At 63.4% G+C, this 20,040-nt stretch carries 17 protein-coding genes and 1 pseudogene; 5 read left to right on the top strand and 13 right to left on the bottom strand.

The annotated features are described in order from the left end of the window. From FJ953_RS29515 to FJ953_RS29550, 8 genes and pseudogenes are all read right to left on the bottom strand, one after another. A pseudogene (locus FJ953_RS29515) lies at positions 1 to 311 on the bottom strand (NAD(P)(+) transhydrogenase (Re/Si-specific) subunit alpha); the annotation flags it as partial. Between the two features lie 87 nt (positions 312 to 398). Then, positions 399 to 623, bottom strand: coding sequence for an aa3-type cytochrome c oxidase subunit IV (locus FJ953_RS29520; RefSeq protein WP_140501115.1), 225 nt, complete (start codon positions 621 to 623; stop codon positions 399 to 401). A gap of 213 nt (positions 624 to 836) precedes the next feature. Beyond that, positions 837 to 986 carry a DUF3096 domain-containing protein gene (locus tag FJ953_RS29525; RefSeq protein WP_140501117.1) on the bottom strand — a complete coding sequence of 50 codons (150 nt, stop codon included), beginning with the start codon at positions 984 to 986 and terminating at the stop codon, positions 837 to 839. A gap of 114 nt (positions 987 to 1,100) precedes the next feature. Next, complete coding sequence (locus FJ953_RS29530; RefSeq protein WP_140501119.1) at positions 1,101 to 1,868, bottom strand: hypothetical protein; 768 nt, start codon at positions 1,866 to 1,868, stop codon at positions 1,101 to 1,103. A 339-nt stretch (positions 1,869 to 2,207) separates the two neighbouring features. Then, positions 2,208 to 4,523: an EAL domain-containing protein gene (locus tag FJ953_RS29535; RefSeq protein ID WP_140580591.1), complete on the bottom strand. Its 2,316-nt coding sequence runs from the start codon at positions 4,521 to 4,523 to the stop codon at positions 2,208 to 2,210. Positions 4,524 to 4,659: 136 nt separating this feature from the next. Next, positions 4,660 to 8,136: an indolepyruvate ferredoxin oxidoreductase family protein gene (locus FJ953_RS29540; protein ID WP_140625632.1), complete on the bottom strand. Its 3,477-nt coding sequence runs from the start codon at positions 8,134 to 8,136 to the stop codon at positions 4,660 to 4,662. Between the two features lie 220 nt (positions 8,137 to 8,356). Continuing rightward, positions 8,357 to 8,908 (bottom strand): hypothetical protein, encoded by a 552-nt coding sequence (locus FJ953_RS29545; RefSeq protein WP_140558751.1) that lies wholly within the window; start codon positions 8,906 to 8,908, stop codon positions 8,357 to 8,359. Beyond that, positions 8,883 to 9,497, bottom strand: a complete 615-nt coding sequence (locus FJ953_RS29550) for a CGNR zinc finger domain-containing protein (protein WP_140567812.1) — start codon at positions 9,495 to 9,497, stop codon at positions 8,883 to 8,885. The genes FJ953_RS29545 and FJ953_RS29550 overlap by 26 nt, the downstream gene beginning before the upstream one ends. 151 nt (positions 9,498 to 9,648) lie before the next feature. Here FJ953_RS29550 and FJ953_RS29555 point away from each other — a divergent pair, with 151 nt between their 5' ends. The 4 genes from FJ953_RS29555 to FJ953_RS29570 all read left to right on the top strand — a co-directional run bounded on the left by FJ953_RS29555 (position 9,649) and on the right by FJ953_RS29570 (position 14,271). After that, positions 9,649 to 10,554, top strand: coding sequence for a branched-chain amino acid ABC transporter permease (locus tag FJ953_RS29555; protein ID WP_140501129.1), 906 nt, complete (start codon positions 9,649 to 9,651; stop codon positions 10,552 to 10,554). A gap of 291 nt (positions 10,555 to 10,845) precedes the next feature. Beyond that, on the top strand, positions 10,846 to 11,430 hold the full coding sequence (locus tag FJ953_RS29560) for a TRAP transporter small permease subunit (protein WP_140625633.1): 585 nt from the start codon (positions 10,846 to 10,848) through the stop codon (positions 11,428 to 11,430). Beyond that, entirely contained in the window at positions 11,430 to 13,223 is a 1,794-nt protein-coding gene (locus FJ953_RS29565) for a TRAP transporter large permease subunit (protein ID WP_140625643.1), read from the top strand. Before FJ953_RS29560 ends, FJ953_RS29565 begins: the two co-directional genes overlap by 1 nt. Before the next feature lie 19 nt (positions 13,224 to 13,242). Continuing rightward, on the top strand, positions 13,243 to 14,271 hold the full coding sequence (locus FJ953_RS29570) for a zinc-dependent alcohol dehydrogenase family protein (RefSeq protein ID WP_140512844.1): 1,029 nt from the start codon (positions 13,243 to 13,245) through the stop codon (positions 14,269 to 14,271). A 147-nt stretch (positions 14,272 to 14,418) separates the two neighbouring features. On the opposite strand, the gene FJ953_RS29575 is transcribed toward FJ953_RS29570, so the two are convergent. After that, positions 14,419 to 15,528 (bottom strand): TRAP transporter substrate-binding protein, encoded by a 1,110-nt coding sequence (locus FJ953_RS29575; protein ID WP_140501135.1) that lies wholly within the window; start codon positions 15,526 to 15,528, stop codon positions 14,419 to 14,421. Positions 15,529 to 15,790: 262 nt separating this feature from the next. Between FJ953_RS29575 and FJ953_RS29580 the strand changes: the two genes are divergently transcribed. Further along, positions 15,791 to 16,564 carry a gamma-glutamyl-gamma-aminobutyrate hydrolase family protein gene (locus tag FJ953_RS29580; RefSeq protein ID WP_140513543.1) on the top strand — a complete coding sequence of 258 codons (774 nt, stop codon included), beginning with the start codon at positions 15,791 to 15,793 and terminating at the stop codon, positions 16,562 to 16,564. On the opposite strand, the gene FJ953_RS29585 is transcribed toward FJ953_RS29580, so the two are convergent. The 4 genes from FJ953_RS29585 to FJ953_RS29600 form a co-directional block, all read right to left on the bottom strand. Further along, positions 16,565 to 16,969: a hypothetical protein gene (locus FJ953_RS29585; RefSeq protein WP_140512842.1), complete on the bottom strand. Its 405-nt coding sequence runs from the start codon at positions 16,967 to 16,969 to the stop codon at positions 16,565 to 16,567. Positions 16,970 to 17,055: 86 nt separating this feature from the next. After that, positions 17,056 to 18,039, bottom strand: coding sequence for a 2-hydroxyacid dehydrogenase (locus FJ953_RS29590; protein ID WP_140625634.1), 984 nt, complete (start codon positions 18,037 to 18,039; stop codon positions 17,056 to 17,058). Next, complete coding sequence (locus FJ953_RS29595) at positions 18,036 to 19,058, bottom strand: LacI family DNA-binding transcriptional regulator (protein ID WP_140501249.1); 1,023 nt, start codon at positions 19,056 to 19,058, stop codon at positions 18,036 to 18,038. The genes FJ953_RS29590 and FJ953_RS29595 overlap by 4 nt, the downstream gene beginning before the upstream one ends. 67 nt (positions 19,059 to 19,125) lie before the next feature. Continuing rightward, positions 19,126 to 20,010, bottom strand: a complete 885-nt coding sequence (locus FJ953_RS29600) for a DMT family transporter (RefSeq protein WP_181165295.1) — start codon at positions 20,008 to 20,010, stop codon at positions 19,126 to 19,128. Positions 20,011 to 20,040: the final 30 nt, after the last annotated feature.

A 20,040-nucleotide genomic window follows, 5' to 3' on the forward strand; every position in this document is an offset into this window, starting at 1 on the left:
ACGGCGGCATCGTTGCCATACGGATCCATGATGGCGATGACCGCAGCGCCTGACTTGTAGCTTTTCAGCTCCGCATCAGTCGGCCGGCGCACCTTCAGCACCACGTCGGCCTTGGCCACATCGCCGGCCTCGCCGATCGAAGCGCCCGCCTTGGCGAACTCCTCATCGGGAATGCGCGATCGCGTGCCGGCACCGGCCTCCACAACCACTTCAAGACCCAGGCCGGCCAGCCGTTTCACCGTATCGGGCGAAGCCGCGACGCGCGGCTCGTTCGCATCGAGCTCACGAGGGATGAAAACCGTCTGTCCCACCGCATGATCCTTTCGGCTGGAACCTGTTTGCGCAAAGTGTCGGCCGGGGCGTCCGGCGACGTCAAAGGCAATGGGGTTTTGGAAAGACTATCGCAGAATGAAGGCGCCGACGGCCATGATCAGGACGAACAGGATAGTCGCCGAGAAGAAGCCGCCCGCGAAGAAACCGAAAGCCATCGCCAGAAGTATGGCGCCGCAGAAGAGTGATCCGTATTTGGCCAGCATGAGGAAGCCCGCATAGGTGCGGTCGTGCTCGGCATAGTCCATCTTCGCGCCCAGTTCGACAGGACCGGTCGGCGTGTGCTCAGCCATAGGAATACCCCTTCGAAGACATCTTTCAGGCACATAGCGAAAAGCCGCGCCGAGAGCAATGGCGCTATTGCCGCATCGCAGCCGACAACTGCCTCCAGGGAAATTTGAAGCAAAGCGCCCCTGCGTTCGGCAGAATCGCCGAACCGCTCCGGCTGCTTGTTTTCGCGCAATCCCGGACGAAGCCGGCTGGCGCGTCAACCGCGCTGTCCGTCTTTAGCCGGCGAGGTGCGGAAACAATCCAAGCAGGCCGGCTATGATCAGGTAGAGCGCGACGATGTAGTTCAGCAGCCGTGGCATGACCAGGATCAGCACCCCGGCGATCAGCGAGATAAGCGGCGTGAGCGCGAGCTGGGAAATATGCATGTCGGGGTCCTTTTGGCAGATACGTCGAAATGAAGACGCGGAGCGTCAACGCGCCGCCGTCATCAAAACGCGGATCTGGCCGGAAAGCTCCGGAGCTTTGCAAAATCAGGGGCCTCAGGCGGCCTCACGATAATATTTCGCCGTCGGCACGATAGACAAGGGCGTCAGCCGATTGATGGCCGGATTGGCGAACATCAACCGCTGTTCCATGGGCGTCGACCTGAAGAATGGGAAACGTTCGAGCGTCAGGCGCATATTTTCGCCGGCGGGGATTTCGAACAGGGCGATCCGGGTAAGAACGCCCGGAAACTCCTTAGCCTCGGTCCTCTGCACGGCATTGAAGTAACGAGAATAAAAATTGGAATGCTCGACCTTGACCGGCGTCAGCACAGAGTTCTGGCCAAAATAGAGCGAGGCCACCATGGCAAGCCTGAGTGTCAGAAACGGCAGCACTCCGGGTGCCGGCGCGGCATCAGGATCGGTTGCGAAGCGGGTTCCGTCGATGAAGGTTTCTCCGCGGGCAAGCCGCTCGATCAGTATTTCCGGATAGGCATCAACGGAGGGCGAATTCGGGTGCTCGATGGAAATGTAATGGAAGCGGATTGTGCTCACCAATTCGCCGTAGCAATAGACACCGAATCGGTAGGAATTGGGTAGATTGTCCCAGCGATCCTCGAACATGCCGCTGGCGAGCGGGCCGCACATGCCGGAGCGCAGATAGGACTTATAGCGAAGCCGGTAAATCGCTTCCAAATCCTCGCCCCCGGTAATGAGGCGATAATCGACATGCTCAAGCAGTTGCATCATCGATCGATTCAGCACCGAATCCCCGGCTGTGCTTACCCCGCCAGACGCATTCCTTGTAGCTGTTGCAGCATCCATCGTCTGTCCTCGAATTCGACCTAGGATAGGCTATTCGAGTTGAAATGAGACACAAGCCGAAATTTAGATCTTGTTGATTTACATTCCGTTAACCTTAATGGCCGGGAGCCGCTTGAGAATATCTTACTGAGCAATCGTCCGAGCGATTGCCACTGAGAGGATGTGGATCATGCCTCCGATACATCTGCGTAGTGAGGAAGACCTTTCAGCAGCATTGCGCAAAGCCAAAATCACGGCGGAACCGTATCCTGTCATCGAACGATTGAGTTCGACATCAAAGAGCATCGTGCGACTCGCACGCGCGGGGAATCCAATCGAGCGAAGTCGAAAATTACGGCGCTAACGGACCGTCCGTTTACCGGTGCGACGCAGGTCAGCGGCGAATGGCCAGGTGACATTCGACATCGTCTCGATACCCGACGCACTGAGCGCGGCACCGAACAGGAAGCCCTGCACGAGATCCGGTTTCACTTGCAAGGCCAGGATCTTGAGCTGCTCAAAGGTCTCGACGCCTTCGACAGTCACCGAAAGTCCAAGCGGCCGCGACAGATTGACAATGCCCTTCAGCAGCTCCAGCGAACGCTTGCTCTGGGTGACGTCCATCAAGAAGGAGCGATCGATCTTGATCTTGTCGAGCGGCAGCTTGTGCAGATAGCTCAGGCTCGAATAGCCGGTACCGAAATCGTCAAGTGCGATGCGCACACCGATCTGCTTCAGTTCCTCGATGTATTGACGTGTCAGCGACTTGTCATCGAGCAGCGCCGTTTCGGTGACCTCGATCTCCAGCCGGCCGGCGGCAAGGCCGGAGCTGGCCAGAGCGTCGCGAACCTTCTGGATGACGTCCCGGTTGCGGAAATCCTTGGCGGAGAGATTGACCGAGACGCTGGTGTGGTCCGGCCATTTGGCGCATTCGGTGCAGGCTGCCTGCAGCACGAAGGTGCTGATCTCGGAAATGATGCCCATTTCCTCCGCCAGCGGAATGAAGATGCCGGGCGAAATCGGCCCGAGGTCGGGATGGTCCCAGCGGCACAGCGCCTCGCAGCTGGCGATGCGCATCGTGCTCATCGCCACGATCGGCTGGTAGACGACGCGCAGGGCCTTGCCTTCCACCGCGCTGCGCAGATCCGCCTTCATCAGCTGGCGGTTGCGGAACGCAGCGTCCATGGCGGCCTCGAACAGCCGCCAGCCGTTCTTGCCGAGCTCCTTGGCCTTATAGAGCGCCAGGTCCGCCTTGACGATCATGGCGTCGACGTCGGTATCCCTGACCCGCGACAGCACGGCGCCGGCGCTGGCCTGGATGCGCAGCCCGTGGCCGGCGACGTCCACCTCCCCTTGCAATGCTGCAAAGATCTCGTCGATCTGAAGGGTCAGATGGCTTTCATCCTCTATACGGTCGAAGAAAACCATGAATTCGTCGCCGCCGAAGCGGCTGACGGTGATGCCTTGTCCCGCAATGGCGGCAAGACGCTCGGCCACCGCGTAGATCAATCCATCGCCGATCGGATGCCCGAGCGTGTCGTTGACACTCTTGAAATCGTCGAGGTCGAGCACGGCAAGGCCGCAGAGGCGGTCACGGTCGCCTGACGCCATCGCCTCGCCGATCAGTTCGTGGAAATAGGCGCGATTGGGCAGGCCGGTGAGATTGTCATAGCGCGCCATGAAGCGGATCTTGTCTTCCGCCTCGACGCGCGCCGTCACGTCCTCGAAGGTGATGACCCCGAGTTCCTGGCTGCCTTCGCGGGCGGAGAATTCGTAGTGCTGGCCATTGGCGAGCGAAACCAGGACCTTACGGTCGCGGCCCTCGCGCAATGCACGCGTCAGCTGGGCTTCGATGTAGCGGCAGTCCTTTGGGGCCAGCATGCCGCCCACGACGCCGCGCATCAAGAGACCATGGATTGACCGCCCAAGCAGCGCATCGGCCGATTTGAGCGACATCAGATGCGCGGCCTCGGCATTGGCGACCGCCACCCGACCGTCCGGGCCAAGCATGACGAGGCCATGCGACATGGTATTGAGCGCGCGATCGAATCTGAGCGCGAGCTTCCTCGCTTCCTTGTGGCCGATGACAGCCGAGAAAAGCACATCGCGGACGTGGTCGGCGCTGTTGATCGTGACGAAAGTCAACGGGATGATCATCAGACCGAGAATGACCGAAGGCACATCCATGCGCAGCAAAAGTGCAAGTGCTGCCGGACCAATGAAGGTCACGGAAAAAACCCGCACCATAATGGGAGAGCCGTAGTTCCGGCCAACAACCGTCACCAAGGTCGCGATGGCCAGCGACGTCGCGGCCAGTTCGGCAAAGGGATCGGGATAGACATAGATCGATATGAAGCACAGTGCGCCCAACGTTAGGCCCTGCACGCTGCCCTTGAGGATGTAGTTGCGCTCCCACCGATGCGCCTCCTGGACGTCGGCTATTACACCGCCTGCCTTCCGGAAGGCGCGAATGCCGAAATAGCGGTAAAGGCAGATGGACAGCAGAACAAAAGAGAAAGCCAGGAACAACGGATTGTTCGTGCGCAAGTAGATCATTAGTCCGAGGATCCAGTAGCACACGCCACCGATCACCAGCATGTGGGCGTTGTCGAACAACGACCGCACAAACTGGATATAAACATCCGCTGGGATGTTTTCGGTCTTTGTTCTGCCCATGTCGTCGGCCCAACGCTAGGCCTCGTCATCTCACATCCGCCTTAAGAAAGGCTTAGAACAGCGGTTTTGGGCGGCTTGCCGAAGGCGCGCAAAGCAGGACAGACTGGGAGAATTGGGCTTTAGGTAAACAAGGCCATCACTCGGCGGCCTGGAGTTCCGCCCTCGCTGACGTGCCGGACAGGCGCTCGAGCAGCCTTTGGCGCTCGCCGGCCGCCTTTTGAGCGCTGGCTTGCCGAACATGGCCGTAACCGCGGATGAGTGCCGGGACCGAGACGAGGGCCGTGGCGGCCTCGATGTTGTCCGGCGCCAGCGAGTTGGCGACGCGTTGCAGGTCGGCCTCATATTGCGCCAATAATTGCCGCTCCATGCGCCGCTCGGCGGTGTAGCCGAACAGGTCGAATGCTGTCCCGCGCAGGCCCTTCAGCGCCGCCAGCATGCGGAACCCTTTCATCATCCAGGGACCGAAGCTCGATTTCCTCGGTTTGCCGTCATTGCCGCGACGGCCCAGAATCGGCGGCGCCAGATGGAATTCGAGTTTTTCGTAACTCTGGAACTGCTTGCCGAGTTCGGCGGCGAAGGAGCCGTCGGTATAGAGCCGCGCCACCTCGTATTCGTCCTTGATCGCCATCAGCTTGAACAGGTTCCTGGCCGCCGCTTCCGTCACGGCGCTCGAACCGGGCGCGGCCTTGGCTTCGGCCGCGCGCAGGGCAGCGATCCTGCCGGCGTAGCGCTTGCCATAGGCGGCGTTCTGATAGGCGGAAAGGAAAGCGATCCGGCGGGCAATGATTTCGTCCAGCGTCTGGGCAATCGTGGCGGGTTGGCCGTCCTTGCCCGGCTGGACGAGGCCACGCACGAAATCCGGCTGATGCGCGGCGCGGCGGCCCCAGCGGAAGGCGGCGATATTCATCCCCACCGCCTCGCCGTTCAATTCGATCGCCTTTTCGACGGCTTGCGCCGACAGCGGCAGACCGCCATGCTGGAAGGCGAAGCCGAGCATGAACATGTTGGCGCCCAGCGAATTGCCGAACAGGGCGGTGGCTGTGCGGGTGGCGTCGAAGAAATGCGCCTTGTCGTCGCCGGCAGCAGTGCGGATCGCCTTCTTCAAGCGCTCGATGGGCAGCGAGAAATCGGCCGAGCGGGCAAACTCGCCCGGCATGATCTCGGCAGTGTTGGCGAGGAAGATGGTGTGGCCCTCGCGCACCGCGGCCAGCACCTTCTTGGCGCCCGACACGACGAGATCGCAGCCGAGCACGAGATCGGCTTTGCCGGCCGAGACACGGATGGCATGGATGTCATCGGGCGTGCGGGCGATGCGGACATGGGTGAACACCGAACCGCCCTTCTGGGCAAGCCCGGCCATGTCGATCATGCCGCAGCCCTTGCCTTCGAGATGAGCCGCCATGCCGAGCACGGCGCCGACGGTGACGACGCCGGTGCCGCCGACGCCGTCGATGATCGCCGCCCAGCCCTGTTCGCCGAGCGGGAATTCGGCGGCTGCTGGAACGCCGTCGAGCGGATCGGTCTTGCCGGCGATGCCTTCGGCCTTGCGGATCTTGGCGCCATGCACCGTGACGAAGGACGGGCAGAAGCCATTGACGCAGGAAAAATCCTTGTTGCAGCTCGACTGGTCGATCCGGCGCTTGCGGCCGAACTCGGTCTCCACCGGCTGGATGGAGACGCAGTTCGATTGGACGCCGCAGTCGCCGCAGCCCTCGCAGATCAGTTCGTTGATGAAGACCCGCTTGTCGGGATCGGGAAAGGTTCCGCGCTTGCGACGGCGGCGCTTTTCGGCGGCACAGGTCTGGTCGTAGAGCAGGATCGAAACCCCGCTAACGCCGCGCAGCTCGCGCTGGACGAGATCGAGATCGTCGCGGTGATGGATGGTGGCGCCGGCCGGGAACTCGACCTTGCCGGCATATTTGTCGGGTTCGTCTGTGACGACGGCGATGCGCTCGATCCCTTCGGCTCGCACCTGCCTGGCGATCATGTCCACCGTCAGGCCGCCTTCATGCGGCTGGCCGCCGGTCATGGCCACCGCGTCGTTATAGAGTATCTTGTAGGTGATGTTGGCGCCCGACGACAGCGCGAAGCGGATCGCCAGCGTGCCGGAGTGGTTGTAGGTGCCGTCGCCGAGATTCTGGAAAATGTGGTCGCGCTTGGAAAAGGGCGCCTGGCCGACCCACTGCGCGCCCTCGCCACCCATGGCGGTGAAGCCGACAGTATTCCTGTCCATCCACAGTGCCATGAAATGGCAGCCGATGCCGGCCGCGGCGATCGAGCCATCCGGCACCTTGGTCGAGGAATTGTGTGGGCAGCCGGAGCAGAAGAAGGGCGTGCGGGAGCCGATGTCCGACGCGTCTGCGAGCATGGCCTGGAACTGGCGCAGCTTCGCCACCCGCGCTGAAATCTCTTCCGACGGACCGATGGTTTTCACGATCCTTTCGCCAAGGGCAATGGCGATTTCGTTGGGGTCGAGCGCGCCCTTGGCCGGAAACAGCCAGTCGCCGCGCTCGTTCTTCTTGCCGACGATGACGGGCTGCGTGGCGGTGCCGTAGAGGCTCTCGCGAAGCTGCACCTCGATCAGCGAACGCTTCTCCTCGACGACGACGATGGTGTCGAGGCCGCGCGCGAACTCGGCAATGTGCTGGAAATCGAGCGGCCAGGGGCAACCGACTTTGAACAGCCGCACGCCGATGCGGCCGGCGGCGGCCTCGTCGATGCCGATATCCTCGAGCGCCTGGCGGACGTCGAGATAGCTTTTGCCGATGGTGATGATGCCGATCCTGGGATTGCGGCCGCCCGAATAGACGACGCGGTTCAGCCCGTTGGCATGGATGAAGGCCGACGCGGCGGCGCGCTTGTACTCATGCAGCCGCTCCTCCTGGCCGAGCATGTCGATCTCGTGGCGGATGTTGAGGCCGCCGGGCGGCATGTCGAACTCGGGATTAACGATGTTCAGACGCTCGATCGAGGCATCGACCGAGGCCGTCGATTCGATGTTGTCCTTGACGCATTTGATGGCCGCCCATGTGCCGGCGAAGCGCGACATGGCAAAACCGTAGAGCCCGTAATCGATTATCTCCTGGACACCGGCCGGGTTGAGGATCGGCACCATGGCGTCGACGAACAGGAATTCGGTGGCATGCGCGTTGGTCGAGGATTCGGCCATGTGGTCGTCGCCCATCAAAGCGAGCGCACCGCCATGTTTCGACGAGCCGGCCAGATTGGCGTGGCGGAAGACGTCGCCGGAGCGGTCGACCCCCGGACCCTTGCCGTACCAAACCGAAAAAACGCCGTCACGGGTGCCTTCGCCCAGCAGTTCCGTCTGCTGCGATCCCCAGCAGGCGGTAGCGGCGAGTTCCTCGTTAAGTCCGGGCTGGAAGACGATGTCGGCTTGGGCGAGCTGTTTTTTTGCCTTCCACAGCTGCATGTCGAGGCCGCCCAGCGGCGAACCGCGATAGCCGGAGACGAAGCCGGCCGTGTCCAGGCCCGCGCGGCGGTCGCGCTCGCGCTGCATCAGCAGCATGCGGATGACCGCCTGGGCGCCGGACAGGAAGATGCGTTCCTTCCCCAGGTCGAACTTGTCGTCGAGCGCGACGTCGTGCAGCGTCATCAGGCATTTCCTCTGCGGAGGCCGCGCGGGGGCAGGCAGCCAGCGTCGGGATCGGATGACGCATCCTTTCTCCCCTTGCAAGACAGGTCAAACGAAATCGGACGTGCCAGGCAACGCGCAACGAACGATCCGCCGTCATCCCTTGCCCGGTATGAAATCGCCCCGCGAGCAATGTCCGGCGTACGAAAATTTCGCTTGCCTTTCGGCTTGGCGGCGAGCGTCAGGTGCCCTTGGAGCAGTCGGGCTTCGGCTCGCCCGGCAGCTTGCCGTCGGGGTGGCCGACGAGATCGGGATTGGCGGTGTAGAGCTGGTCAATGACGAGCGGCCGATCGGGCAGGATGGACTGGTCTTCGGTGGACATCAGCGTGGTGTCGATCTTCTGCAGGACCGCGCCGTCGGAGCCCTTGATGGCGATGGCGATCGTATAAGGCTTGTTCTTGACGACGCAGGTCAAAGCCGGGCTCTCCAGCGTCACCTTGTCGAGCTTGGGCCAGACCTTCTGCTCGACCACCAACGGCGCGCCGCCGGCCGGATCCTGGAAGCTGGCGACCGCGACCTGGCCCTCTCCCATCGGGCGCAGGGGCCGCAGCGTCACGACATAGGTCGCCCTGGCAAGACGATAGTTGAAGACGAATATCTTGCCCGAAATCTCGAACAACTTGCCTTCACCGTCCTTGGCGGTGTCGCGGCAGGCGCCGAGCGCCATCGCCGCGATCAGCGCCATGCCGAGCAGGGCTGAACGAGAGCTAATCCTGGACATTGTTGACCTCATTGGCCGCCCTGCGGCGGCGATAGTGGCGGCTTGCCTTCTGGCGGTTGCCGCAGACCGCCATGTCGCACCACAGGCGGCTGGAATTGCGGCTGCGGTCGACGAACAGCCAGGTGCAGTTGGGGCAGATCCTGAGCCTGGCGACCGTGTCGTTGCGCAGCAGCGACAGGGCGGAAACCGCCAGTGCCGCTTCGAATGCGATCGGCGTTGCCGGATCGCCGAACGGCTTTCCGGGCGCTACGATCTCGGTCCGGCTGCCGGCAAGACCGTCGGCGCAGGCCCCCAGCAAGCCTGAGAGATGATCGGTGGCGACGGCGCCCCTCAACACGGCGTGGCGAAACAACCGGTCCGTCGCCTCGCGGATCGCCAGCACGACAGGCGCGATTGCTGTCGGCGCGGAGACCGCCAGCCGCCTGCCGCCAAGCTCGGCGGCGCGAAAGCCGCTCGCCGCGTCCGCGAAGCGGGCGATCTCGCGCGGATCGTCAAAACGGTCGAAGGTCCTCTCGGGATCGGCACGCAGCACGACGGTGTTCGCCGTGTCGAGCGCGAGCAGGCCGCCGGTGAAGCGGTGCGGGGTCCAGGATACCGTCATGTCCGAAATCTAACCGATAAATGGCATTTGACAAGTTAGATTCGACGATGCAAGTCTGCCCTGAAGCGGGTATTGCCGCTCTCTGTCTGGAGCGTATCGTCGTCCCAAAACCGCTATGCGCTTTGGGCGACATGCCCCCGAGGATTTTCGCATGCTGTATCTGTTCCAGCAGGTCCTGAACGGGCTGCATTCAGGCGCACTCTATGCGCTGCTGGCGTTCGGCTATGTGCTGACCAACGGCATCCTGCACCGCACCAACCTGGCCTATGGCGCGCTGTTCGCCTTTTGCGGACAGACGATGATCCTGACCGCCGCCTTCGGCTACCAGGTGCTGTGGCTGACGCTGACGGCGGCGGTGGTGCTCGGCGTCGCAGCGGCTTTCCTCTACGCCGCGCTCATCAGCCGCGTCCTGTCGCGCAGCGTCTTCGAACCGCTGGCCGACCGCTCGCCCAATGCGATCGTGGTGACCACGCTTGGCATCCTGCTGGTTTTGTCGGAAGCAAGCCGCATCGCGGCCGACACGCATGATCTGTGGCTGCCGCCTATGCTGGCGCAGCCTGTCGTTTTCGCGCAGGATGCCCGCTTCAAGGCGACATTGACGCTGATCCAGCTGCTCGATTGCGCCGTGGTGCTGGCGGCGGTGGCGCTTGCGGCATGGGCCTTTGCCCATTCGAATTTCGGCCGGCGCTGGCGCGCCGTCTCCGACGATCCCAAGGCGGCCGCCATGTGCGGCGTCGATGTGCGCGCCGTGTTCCGCCACGCAGTGCTGTTCGGCGGTTTCTGCGCCGCGCTGGCCGGCGTCATGGCCGGCCTCTATTACGGCAATGTCAGTTTCGGTTCCGGCCTCGTCTACGGGCTGAAGATCCTGTTCGTGACGGCGGTCGGCGGCTATCTCTCACCGCCGCGGGCGGCCCTGGGCGCTGCCGCCTTCGGCATGGCCGAGTCGCTGTGGGCCGGCTATTTCCCGGTGGAATGGCGCGACGCATGGATGTACCTGTTCCTCGTCGCCATGCTGGTGCTGATCGGCGCTGGCCGCGACCAGACCAAGATCGCGTGATCCGCATCAGACTTTGGTTGCATGACGCCTGCCACCGATAAGCCTGTTTCGGCAACGAAACGACCGCCTTAACGCTTTGATTTTGCCCACGAACCCTGCCGGAAGCCGGTTCCGGTTTTCCGAGCCCTGCGCCGCAGCCCTGCGCTTCGTCGGCTTCCTCGTCTCACAACCGCGTTGACAGCGCCGCTCCTGTGTTGACCCGTCCTGCCACGCACGGCATACGGTTAGGCCACAGCGGCGCGGCGTAAAACAACGGGGAGCCGTCGCGCCTCGGACAAAAGGGAGGAATGCATGGCAGGGCTTCTCGCTCTATCCAGGACGATCGACCGTGTGAACGAGTTCATCGGCAAATGGATATCGTGGTTGATCCTGCTGGCAATCCTAGTGAGCGCCGCTAACGCGACCATCCGCAAGGTGTTCGACACCTCGTCGAATGCGTGGCTGGAGCTGCAATGGTACCTGTTCGGCGCCGCCTTCATGCTGGCGGCGGCCTACACGCTGAAGCAGAACGACCATATCCGCATCGACATCGTCTATGGCCTGTTCCCGCGCCGCGTGCAGCACTGGATCGACCTTTTCGGCCATGTCTTTTTCCTGATGCCGTTCGTGATGCTGATGGTGATCTATTTCGTCCCGTATGTGTCGCTGTCGTTCCGCAGCGGCGAAATGTCGAACAATTCCGGCGGGCTGATCATCTGGCCGGCAAAGGCGATCCTGCTGGTCGGCTTCTTCCTGCTGGCGCTGCAGGGCATCTCCGAGATCATCAAGAAGATCGCCATCATGCGCGGCGACATGGACGACCCGACCCCGTTCATATCGGCGCATGAGCAGGCGGAACTCGAAGCCAAGGCACTGGCCGACGAGGTGCGCTCGTGATCGAGTTCATCGCCCAGAACATGGCGCCGATCATGTTCGCCTCGCTGGTCCTCTTCCTGCTGATCGGCTATCCCGTCGCCTTCTCGCTCGCCGCCAACGGACTTTTGTTCTTTTTCATCGGAGTCCTGGTCTCACCCTATTCGGGCGGCTCGATCAATCTCGCCTGGCCGCTGCTGCATGCGTTGCCGGATAATTTCTACGGCAGCCGGGTGATGTCGAACGACACGCTGCTGGCGATCCCTTTCTTCACCTTCATGGGCATCGTGCTCGAGCGATCGGGGATGGCGGAAGACCTGCTCGATACGATCGGCCAGCTGTTCGGGCCGATCCGCGGCGGGCTTGCCTATGCCGTGATCTTCGTCGGCGCGCTGCTGGCCGCGACGACCGGCGTGGTGGCGGCATCGGTCATCGCCATGGGGCTGATCTCGCTGCCGATCATGCTGCGCTACGGCTATGACCGCCGGCTGGCGTCCGGCGTCATCGCCGCGTCCGGAACGCTCGCCCAGATCATCCCGCCGTCGTTGGTGCTGATCGTGCTCGCCGACCAGCTCGGCCGCTCGGTCGGCGACATGTATGCGGGCGCGCTGATCCCCGGCATCGTGCTGACCAGCCTCTACATGCTCTACATCCTGATCATGACGATCGTCCGGCCGAATTCGATGCCGGCGCTGCCGCTGGAAGCACGCACGCTCGGCCATGGCGTCGTGTCGCTGCTGGTGGCGTTGCTGGCGACGGTGGCGATCTCCTACGCGGCCTACCGCTATCTCGCACCGACCCATGGCGACAATGCCGACATCCTCGGCGCCAGCATCGGAGTGGCCGTGATCTATATCGTTGCGATCGCCGATCAGCGCCTGAAAATCAACATGATGTCGCGGCTGGCGCAGCAGGTCGTGATCGTGCTGATCCCGCCATTGGCGTTGATCTTCCTGGTGCTGGGCACCATTTTCCTTGGCATCGCCACTCCAACCGAGGGCGGCGCCATGGGCGCTGTCGGCGCGCTGGCGATGGCGGCGATCAAAGGCCGGCTGTCGCTCGACGTGGTCAGGCAGGCGCTCGCTTCGACGACAAGGCTGTCGTCCTTCGTGCTGTTCATCCTGATCGGCGCGCGCGTCTTCTCCCTCACCTTCTACGGCGTCAACGGCCACATCTGGGTCGAGCATCTCCTGACCTCGCTGCCGGGCGGCGAGGTCGGCTTCCTGATCGGCGTCAACATCCTGGTCTTCGTGCTTGCCTTCTTCCTCGATTTCTTCGAACTGGCCTTCATCATCGTGCCGTTGCTGGCACCGGCCGCCGACAAGCTCGGCATCGACCTGATCTGGTTCGGCGTGCTTCTGGGCGTCAACATGCAGACCAGCTTCATGCATCCACCCTTCGGCTTCGCGCTGTTCTACCTGCGCTCGGTCGCCGCCCGGGTGCCCTATCTCGACCGCTTGACCGGCAAGCAGATCGCGCCGGTGACCACGGGCCAGATCTATTGGGGCGCCGTGCCGTTCGTCTGCATCCAGGTGATCATGATCGGGCTCACCATCGCCTTCCCGCAAATGGTGATGCACTACAAGGGCACAGCGGTCGATTCCGGCACGATCGACTATACGGTGCCGGAGGTGCCGGGACTGACGCCGCTCGGCACGCCGCCGGCCGGGAGCGGAACCGCACCCGCCACTGGCGCCCCGCCGCCCGCCGCGCCTGCCGCGCCCGACCTGTCGCAACCGCCGAACTTCGGCGACACGGCGCCCGCCAAACCGGCGGCACCACAGCCGGATCTGTCGCAGCCGCCGAATTTCAACTGATGCCGGAGGTCGCAAAACCATGAAAGCGGTACGGCTGGAAGCGGTTGGCAGCATCACGCTGCGCGAGGTCGCCGAGCCGGTTCCCGGGCCTGACGATCTGCTGGTGCGCATCGAGGCCTGCGGCGTCTGCGGCACGGACCGGCATCTCTTCCACGGCGAGTTTCCCTGCCGGCCGCCGGTAACGCCCGGACATGAGTTCTCCGGCATCGTCGAGGCAATGGGACATTCCGTGAGCGGCTTCTCGATCGGCGACCGCGTCACCGGCGATCCCAACATCGCCTGCGGACGCTGCCGCCATTGCCATGCCGGCCGCATCAATTTGTGCAGCAATCTCAATGCCATCGGCATCCATCGCGACGGCGGCTTCGCCGACTACGTCGTGTTGCCGCAGAAACAGGCCTTCATCCTGCCCGCGGACTTGAAGCCGACGCACGGCGCCTTCTGCGAGCCGCTCGGCTGCTGCCTGCATGGCGTGGATCTGGCCGAGATCAAGCCCGGCTCCTCGGTCGCCATACTTGGCGGCGGCGTGATCGGCCTGCTCACAGTGCAACTGGCAAGGCTTGCAGGGGCGACGACCATCATCCTGTCGACGCGACAGGCATCACGGCGCGCACTGGCCGAGGAGCTCGGCGCGACGGCAACGGTCGACGCAAGCGCCGCCGACGTCATCGATGCCATCTCCGGGCCAGCGGGACTGGTGCCCGGCGGTGTCGACGTGGTGCTCGAATGTGCCGGTGTCCAGGAAACGGTCGAGCAGTCGCTGCGGCTGGCGAGGGCCGGCGGTACGGTCGTCATTGTCGGCGTGGTGCCGCAAGGCATGAAGGCGGCGTTCGAGCCCTTCGATCTTCTGTTTCGCGAGTTGAAGGTCCTCGGCTCCTTCCTCAACCCCTACACGCACCGCCGCGCCGCCGAGCTGATCGCTTCGGGCGCGATCGAGATCGACCGGCTGATCTCCAGGCAGGTGCCGCTGGAAGAGGCCGCCGCGGTAATCGCCAACCCGCCTGCCGCCGGCGAGGTCAAGGTGGTGGTGGTGCCGGACCGAGGCTGAGTGCCGCTGTCGCTTCGAACCCGTTCGACCCCCGGCCCTGCGGCGCAAGTTTCGACGCCTTCGACTATCGATGTTTCCAGCACCGACGCCCAACGAATAAACCCCGGACTACCGAGTCCGGGGTCTTCGAAAGGAGGCAGAAAAACCTTACAGCTTGCCGTTGCGCTGCTGGACCATCATGAAGGTGTCGTAATTGTACTCGGCCACCTGCGCCCAGAGATAGTGCTCCTTACGGAATCCCTTGATCGAGTCCCAGATCTTCTTAAACGGCGCGTTCGAGGCTTCCATTTCGGCGTAGACCTCATTGGCCTTCTCGAAGCAGGCGGACATGATCTCCTGGCTGAACGGACGCAGTTTGGCGCCGCCGGCCACCAGCCGCTTCACCGCCGCAGGATTGAGATAGTCGTATTTCTGCAGCATGTTGGCATCGGCGGCTTGCGCGGCGGTATGCAGCAGCGACTTGTAAGTCGGCGAAAGTTCTTCGTATTTCGCCTTGTTGAACATCAGGTGGACGGTCGGGCCGCCTTCCCACCAGCCTGGATAGTAGTAGTAGGGCGCAACCTTATAGAAGCCGAGCTTCTCGTCGTCATAGGGGCCGACCCATTCGGCTGCGTCAATGGTGCCCTTTTCGAGCGCCGGGTAGATGTCGCCGCCGGCGATCTGCTGCGGCACGACGCCGAGCTTCTGCACAACCTTGCCGGCGAAGCCGCCGATGCGCATCTTGAGGCCGGAAAGGTCGGCCACCGTGTTGATCTCCTTGCGGAACCAGCCGCCCATCTGCACGCCGGTATTGCCGCCAGGCAGGCCGAACAAGCCTTGCGTGGCGAGAAATTCGTTGAACAGGTCGATGCCGCCGCCATGATAGTGCCAGGCATTCATGCCGCGCGCGTTGAGCGAGAACGGAACCGCCGCGCCCAGCGCCCAGGTCGGATCCTTGCCCCAGTAATAATATGCCACCGTGTGGCAGGCCTCGACCGTGCCGGCGGTCGTGGCGTCGGCCGCCTGAAGGCCGGGCACCAGTTCGCCAGCGGCGAAGACTTGGATCTGGAAATTGCCGTCGGTGGCTTCCGAAAGCATCTTTGAGAAGACCTCGGCGCCGCCATAGATCGTGTCGAGCGATTTGGGAAAGGACGACGCCAGCCGCCAGGTCACCTTTGGATTGGACTGGGCTATGGCCGGCGCGGCGAGCGTGGCGGCGGCCGCAGCCGCGCCAACGCCGGTCGTCCCGGCCTTGCGGATGAATGAACGACGATCCATGAAGTCCTCCCTTTTGGATCAACAAACCGACGTGCGGCGCATGCTCGATGTCCCGCACGGCTGGGCGAAACAATACACGGGCAAGGAGTCGAGTCCAGCGTGGCGGCCTGATTTGACGGCGTGTGCGCAGGGCCTTGCAACTATAGTCTAACGGGCCGTTTGGTGGCCCATCCGACGGACCGAAACTTGTCATGGAAAAATGTGCTGGGATCGCCTATTTTGAAGGCAGGATTCCCCGGCCCAGATGGAAAACAAAGCCAAAATGCAGCAGCCGCTCGTCGCCATATCGACCGACGTCCGTCAATTCGACAACTACACCTGGCATGCCGCCCCACAGCAATATCTGGAGGCGGCGATCGCCGGCGCCGGCGTGTTTCCGGTGCTGGTGCCCTCGTTCGGCGATCGGCTCGATTTCGATGAGCTGCTGTCGTCGGTCGACGGCGTCATGCTGACCGGCTCGAAATCCAATGTCGACCCCTCGCTCTATGGCGGCGATGCCAGCGAGGCGAACGGCCCCTATGACCCGGCACGCGACGCCACCACCTTGCCGCTGATTCGCAAAGCGATCGAGCGTGGCGTGCCGCTGCTTGCCATCTGCCGCGGCATCCAGGAGATGAACGTGGCGCTGGGCGGCACGCTGGGCACTGAAATCCAGGAGCGTGAAGGCTCGCTCGACCACCGCGCGCCGGTGAGCGACAATCAGGACGAACGTTTCGCGATTCACCAGACCGTTTCGATCAAGGCGGGCAGTTGCCTGGCCAGTGTGTTTGGGGCCGGCGACATGAAGGTCAACTCTTTGCACCGCCAGGCAATCGGCCGGCTTGGTTCGAAGCTGCAGATCGAAGCCGTGGCCGACGACGGCACCGTCGAGGCGGTCTCTGTAAAGGATGCCCGCGCTTTCGCGGTCGGTGTCCAGTGGCATCCCGAATACTGGGTCAAGTCGGATAGTAACTCGGCCAAGATCTTCCGGGCCTTCGGCGACGCGGTTCGCCTGCATGCGGCTGCCAAGGCCGGCGCCCGCGCGGCGGCGGAGTAATCAGTCGTCGGTGCTCGGGTCCCCGGCGGCCGCCAGCGACAGCAGCGGCAGTGCAGGAGCGTAGGATTCGAATCCGTCGCCATCGGCGACCGCGAAGGTGACGATCGGATCGACGCCGTTGACGCTGAAGGCGACCGTGCCGTCCTCCTGCTCGCGCCAGAATTTCGCCCGCTCGATGCCTGGCATGAGTCGGCTACAGTTCGGAGCCACCGTCAAAAGCGACAGGCCGTCCGAGACGGTGGCGCCGCGTTTGATTGCGCAAACCCCCTCATCACCATTGGCGACCAGCCTGTAGGTGTCGGGCGGCGTGGCCTCTTCAGCGACGCTTTCGCCAGTGCCGCCATGAAACAGCTGAACGCCGCCAAACAGGGCGGCGGCTCCGATCAGTACGGAAAGCGTTTTCATGGTGATCCTCATCCATGCGTACGGACAGGATGAAGAATGATTTCAAAGGGTTAAGCTGACGTTAATAAATATGGCAGCCCGACCTCTCAGCCGCGCGCCTTCACATGCACCGTCTCGGGCACAGGTGTGATCGACCGGCGCTCGCTGAACCAGGACACCAGATTGTCGACGCACAGATCCGCCATGGCGCGACGTGTGTGCTCCGACGCCGAACCGACATGCGGCAACAGACTGGCATTGGTCGCGTCAAGCAGCGCCCGCGGCACGTTCGGTTCGTCGGCGAAGACATCGAGCCCGGCGGCGGCGATAGTGCCCTTGGCGAGGGCTGTCGCAAGCGCCGCCTCGTCGACCGTGCTGCCGCGCCCGATATTGACGAAGACGCCGTTGGCGCCAAGCGCCGACAGTATCTCGGCATCGACCGCCTTTTCCGTCGAGGCGCCGCCCGGGACCACCGAAATCAGCGTGTCGACTGTTTCGGCGAGGCCCTTCAGCGTCGGATGATAGGGATAGGACAGGCCCTCGACCCGGCGCCGGTTGTGATAGGCGACGGGCAATCCGAACGCCTCCAGCCGGCGGGCAATAGCGAGCCCGATGCGGCCCATGCCGAAAATGCCGGCGCTGCGGCCGCGCAAGGTAAGCCGGCTCAAGGGATAGTTGCCCTTGCGCTGCCAGCTGCCGTCGCGCAGCCAGGTTTCGGCGCGCGGCAGGTCGCGCACGGTGTTGATCAGCAGGCCGATGGCGGTGTCGGCGACCTCCTCGGTCAGCACATCCGGCGTGTTGGTGACCATGATGCCGTGATCGCCAGCGTGGCGGGCATCGACCGAATCATAGCCGACGCCGAAACTGGCGACGATCTCAAGCTTCGGCAATGCATCCATGAAGGCCGCGCTGATGCCGCCGAACGAGGCGATGGCGCGCACGTTGTCGCGCATATCATCGGTGACCAGGGACGGCTCGGCGCGCTCGATCCCGACACGCCTGAATGTCCGGTCGATGCGCTCGACCGCGTGGTCGTTGAAATGCCCCGGCACCAGGATGGCGACGGTTTGCAGTTGCTCGGGCCTCGTCATGCACGCTCCACCGGCTTGCCGGTCGACTGTCGCACATGCAGTTCCGGCTTGATCAGTTCCTGAGAGGGCCGCACCGTCTGCCCGTTCAGCTTGTCGAGCAGGGCGCTGGCGGCGCGGCGGCCAACCTCGCGCTGACCGTTCCACACGGTGGTCAGCGCCGGCGTGGCGATTGCCGCCTCCTCGAGATCGTCGTAGCCGGTGACCGATATGTCTAGGCCGGGCACCAGGCCGGCGCGCGCGATGCCGTTCATCAGGCCGATGGCGACGAGGTCGTTCCAGCAGCAGGCGGCTGTCGGCTTGTCCTTCAGGGCCAGAAACTGTCCGGCGGCCTCGAAGCCAGCCTGCTTGGTGCGCGGGCCGGGGATGCGCCAGGCCGGCCGCACTTCCAGCCCGGCGGCCTCCATGGCGTTGACATAGCCCTGGTAGCGATCGCGGCCGGTCGAGGTCTGGTCGGTGCCGCCGATCATGGCGATGCGCTTGTGGCCGAGCGAGATCAGGTGATTGGTGGCAAGCCCCGTGCCATAGGCATCGTCGCCGCGAAAAACCGGCACGTCGGCGCCCTCGACGGTGCGCGCGATCAGCACCGCCGGCAGGCCGTTTTCCTCGGCCATCAGAATATCCGAGGCCGGAGTACCGATGGCCGGCGACATGATGACGCCGTCGGCACCGAGCTGCAACAGCGTGTCGATGAAAGTGCGCTGCTTCTCGAGCTGGTCGTAGTGATTGGACAGGATGAAGGTCTGGCGGCTGCGGTCGAGCTCGCTTTCGATCGAGCGCAGGATCTCGGCGAAGAACGGGTTCATGATGTCATGCACGACGACACCGACAATGCCCGAACGCGAGGTGCGCAGGCTGGCGGCACGGCGGTTGTAGATGTAACCGATGGCGCGGGCATGTTCCTTGATGCGGTCGCGGGTGCCGCCTGCGACCAGCGGGCTGTCGCGCAGCGCCAGCGATACCGTGGCCGTGGACACACCGAGCGCATCCGCGATCGTCGACAGCTTGATCTTCTGTGCCAGCCTTCCCCTCCCCCGTCGTTTTTTTAAACTGTTTAAAGGCGGCCTTATGCCACCCTTCGAGGCTAAATCAAAGTTTTTTTGCCAGCGCTTCCGCCTCGACGTCCAGCACCGCACGATTGCGCAGGCGCAGCCGGTGCTCGCGATGGACGATGTAGAGACCGCTGGCGACGATGACGGCGGCGCCGACGAGCGTCCAGCGGTCGGGGAACTGCTTGAAGACGATGAGCCCGGAAAGGATCATCCACACCATCTGCGAATAGGGATAGGGGGCGAGCGCGGTGGTGGTGGCCATGCGATAGGCCTGCACCAGAAGCCAATGACCGACGCCGCCAAAGACGCCGAGCATGAGCAGGATGAACCAGTGCCAGCCATCATGCGGCAGGGAAAACGAGAACGGCAGCATGGGCAGGAGCACCACCGCCGGGGCCAGTGCCGAAAACAGGATGAGGCTTTCCGATGTCTCGGTCGCCGACATGCGCCGGGTCATGATCACATAGAAGCAGTTCGACAGCATCGAGCCGAGCGCGAACAGGTGGCCGATGCCGAAAACGCCGACTCCCGGCCTTGTGATGATCAGAACCCCGGCGAACGCGGCCAGGATCGCCAGCCACCGCCGCCAGCCCGCCCATTCGCCAAGCAGCGGGCCGGCAAGTGCGGTGATGACCATCGGCCCGAAGAAATAGATCGATGTCGTCTCGGCCAGTTGCAGGGACCGCAGGGCCAGCACGTTGAAGATGGTCGAGCCGAACAGGAACAGCCCGCGCAGGACATGAGCCGGCAGGTTGGCCGGACGGAACCGCGCCGGTTCACGCCAGCCGCGCAATAGCGCGCCGACCAGCACGACATGCACGGCAAAGCGCACCCAGGCGACGACAAGCGCGGAGACGCCGGCTAGGACGAGGTATTTGCTGCTGGTGTCGAGAAAGGTGAAGAAGACATAGGTGGAAAGCATGCACAGGATCGCCACCGGCGGCGTCGCGCT

Origin of the sequence: Mesorhizobium sp. B2-3-6 (assembly GCF_006442305.1) — a bacterium.
Taxonomy (GTDB): domain Bacteria; phylum Pseudomonadota; class Alphaproteobacteria; order Rhizobiales; family Rhizobiaceae; genus Mesorhizobium.

Excerpts from the sequence above, each read along its gene's own strand:
- FJ953_RS29520 (WP_140501115.1), bottom strand. The coding sequence starts at position 623 with ATGGCTGAGCACACGCCGACCGGTCCTGTCGAACTGGGCGCGAAGATG.
- FJ953_RS29525 (WP_140501117.1), bottom strand. The coding sequence starts at position 986 with ATGCATATTTCCCAGCTCGCGCTCACGCCGCTTATCTCGCTGATCGCC.
- FJ953_RS29530 (WP_140501119.1), bottom strand. The coding sequence starts at position 1,868 with ATGGATGCTGCAACAGCTACAAGGAATGCGTCTGGCGGGGTAAGCACA.
- FJ953_RS29535 (WP_140580591.1), bottom strand. The coding sequence starts at position 4,523 with ATGGGCAGAACAAAGACCGAAAACATCCCAGCGGATGTTTATATCCAG.
- FJ953_RS29540 (WP_140625632.1), bottom strand. The coding sequence starts at position 8,136 with ATGACGCTGCACGACGTCGCGCTCGACGACAAGTTCGACCTGGGGAAG.
- FJ953_RS29545 (WP_140558751.1), bottom strand. The coding sequence starts at position 8,908 with ATGAGGTCAACAATGTCCAGGATTAGCTCTCGTTCAGCCCTGCTCGGC.
- FJ953_RS29550 (WP_140567812.1), bottom strand. The coding sequence starts at position 9,497 with ATGACGGTATCCTGGACCCCGCACCGCTTCACCGGCGGCCTGCTCGCG.
- FJ953_RS29555 (WP_140501129.1), top strand. The coding sequence starts at position 9,649 with ATGCTGTATCTGTTCCAGCAGGTCCTGAACGGGCTGCATTCAGGCGCA.
- FJ953_RS29560 (WP_140625633.1), top strand. The coding sequence starts at position 10,846 with ATGGCAGGGCTTCTCGCTCTATCCAGGACGATCGACCGTGTGAACGAG.
- FJ953_RS29570 (WP_140512844.1), top strand. The coding sequence starts at position 13,243 with ATGAAAGCGGTACGGCTGGAAGCGGTTGGCAGCATCACGCTGCGCGAG.
- FJ953_RS29575 (WP_140501135.1), bottom strand. The coding sequence starts at position 15,528 with ATGGATCGTCGTTCATTCATCCGCAAGGCCGGGACGACCGGCGTTGGC.
- FJ953_RS29580 (WP_140513543.1), top strand. The coding sequence starts at position 15,791 with ATGCAGCAGCCGCTCGTCGCCATATCGACCGACGTCCGTCAATTCGAC.
- FJ953_RS29585 (WP_140512842.1), bottom strand. The coding sequence starts at position 16,969 with ATGAAAACGCTTTCCGTACTGATCGGAGCCGCCGCCCTGTTTGGCGGC.
- FJ953_RS29590 (WP_140625634.1), bottom strand. The coding sequence starts at position 18,039 with ATGACGAGGCCCGAGCAACTGCAAACCGTCGCCATCCTGGTGCCGGGG.
- FJ953_RS29600 (WP_181165295.1), bottom strand. The coding sequence starts at position 20,010 with ATGCTTTCCACCTATGTCTTCTTCACCTTTCTCGACACCAGCAGCAAA.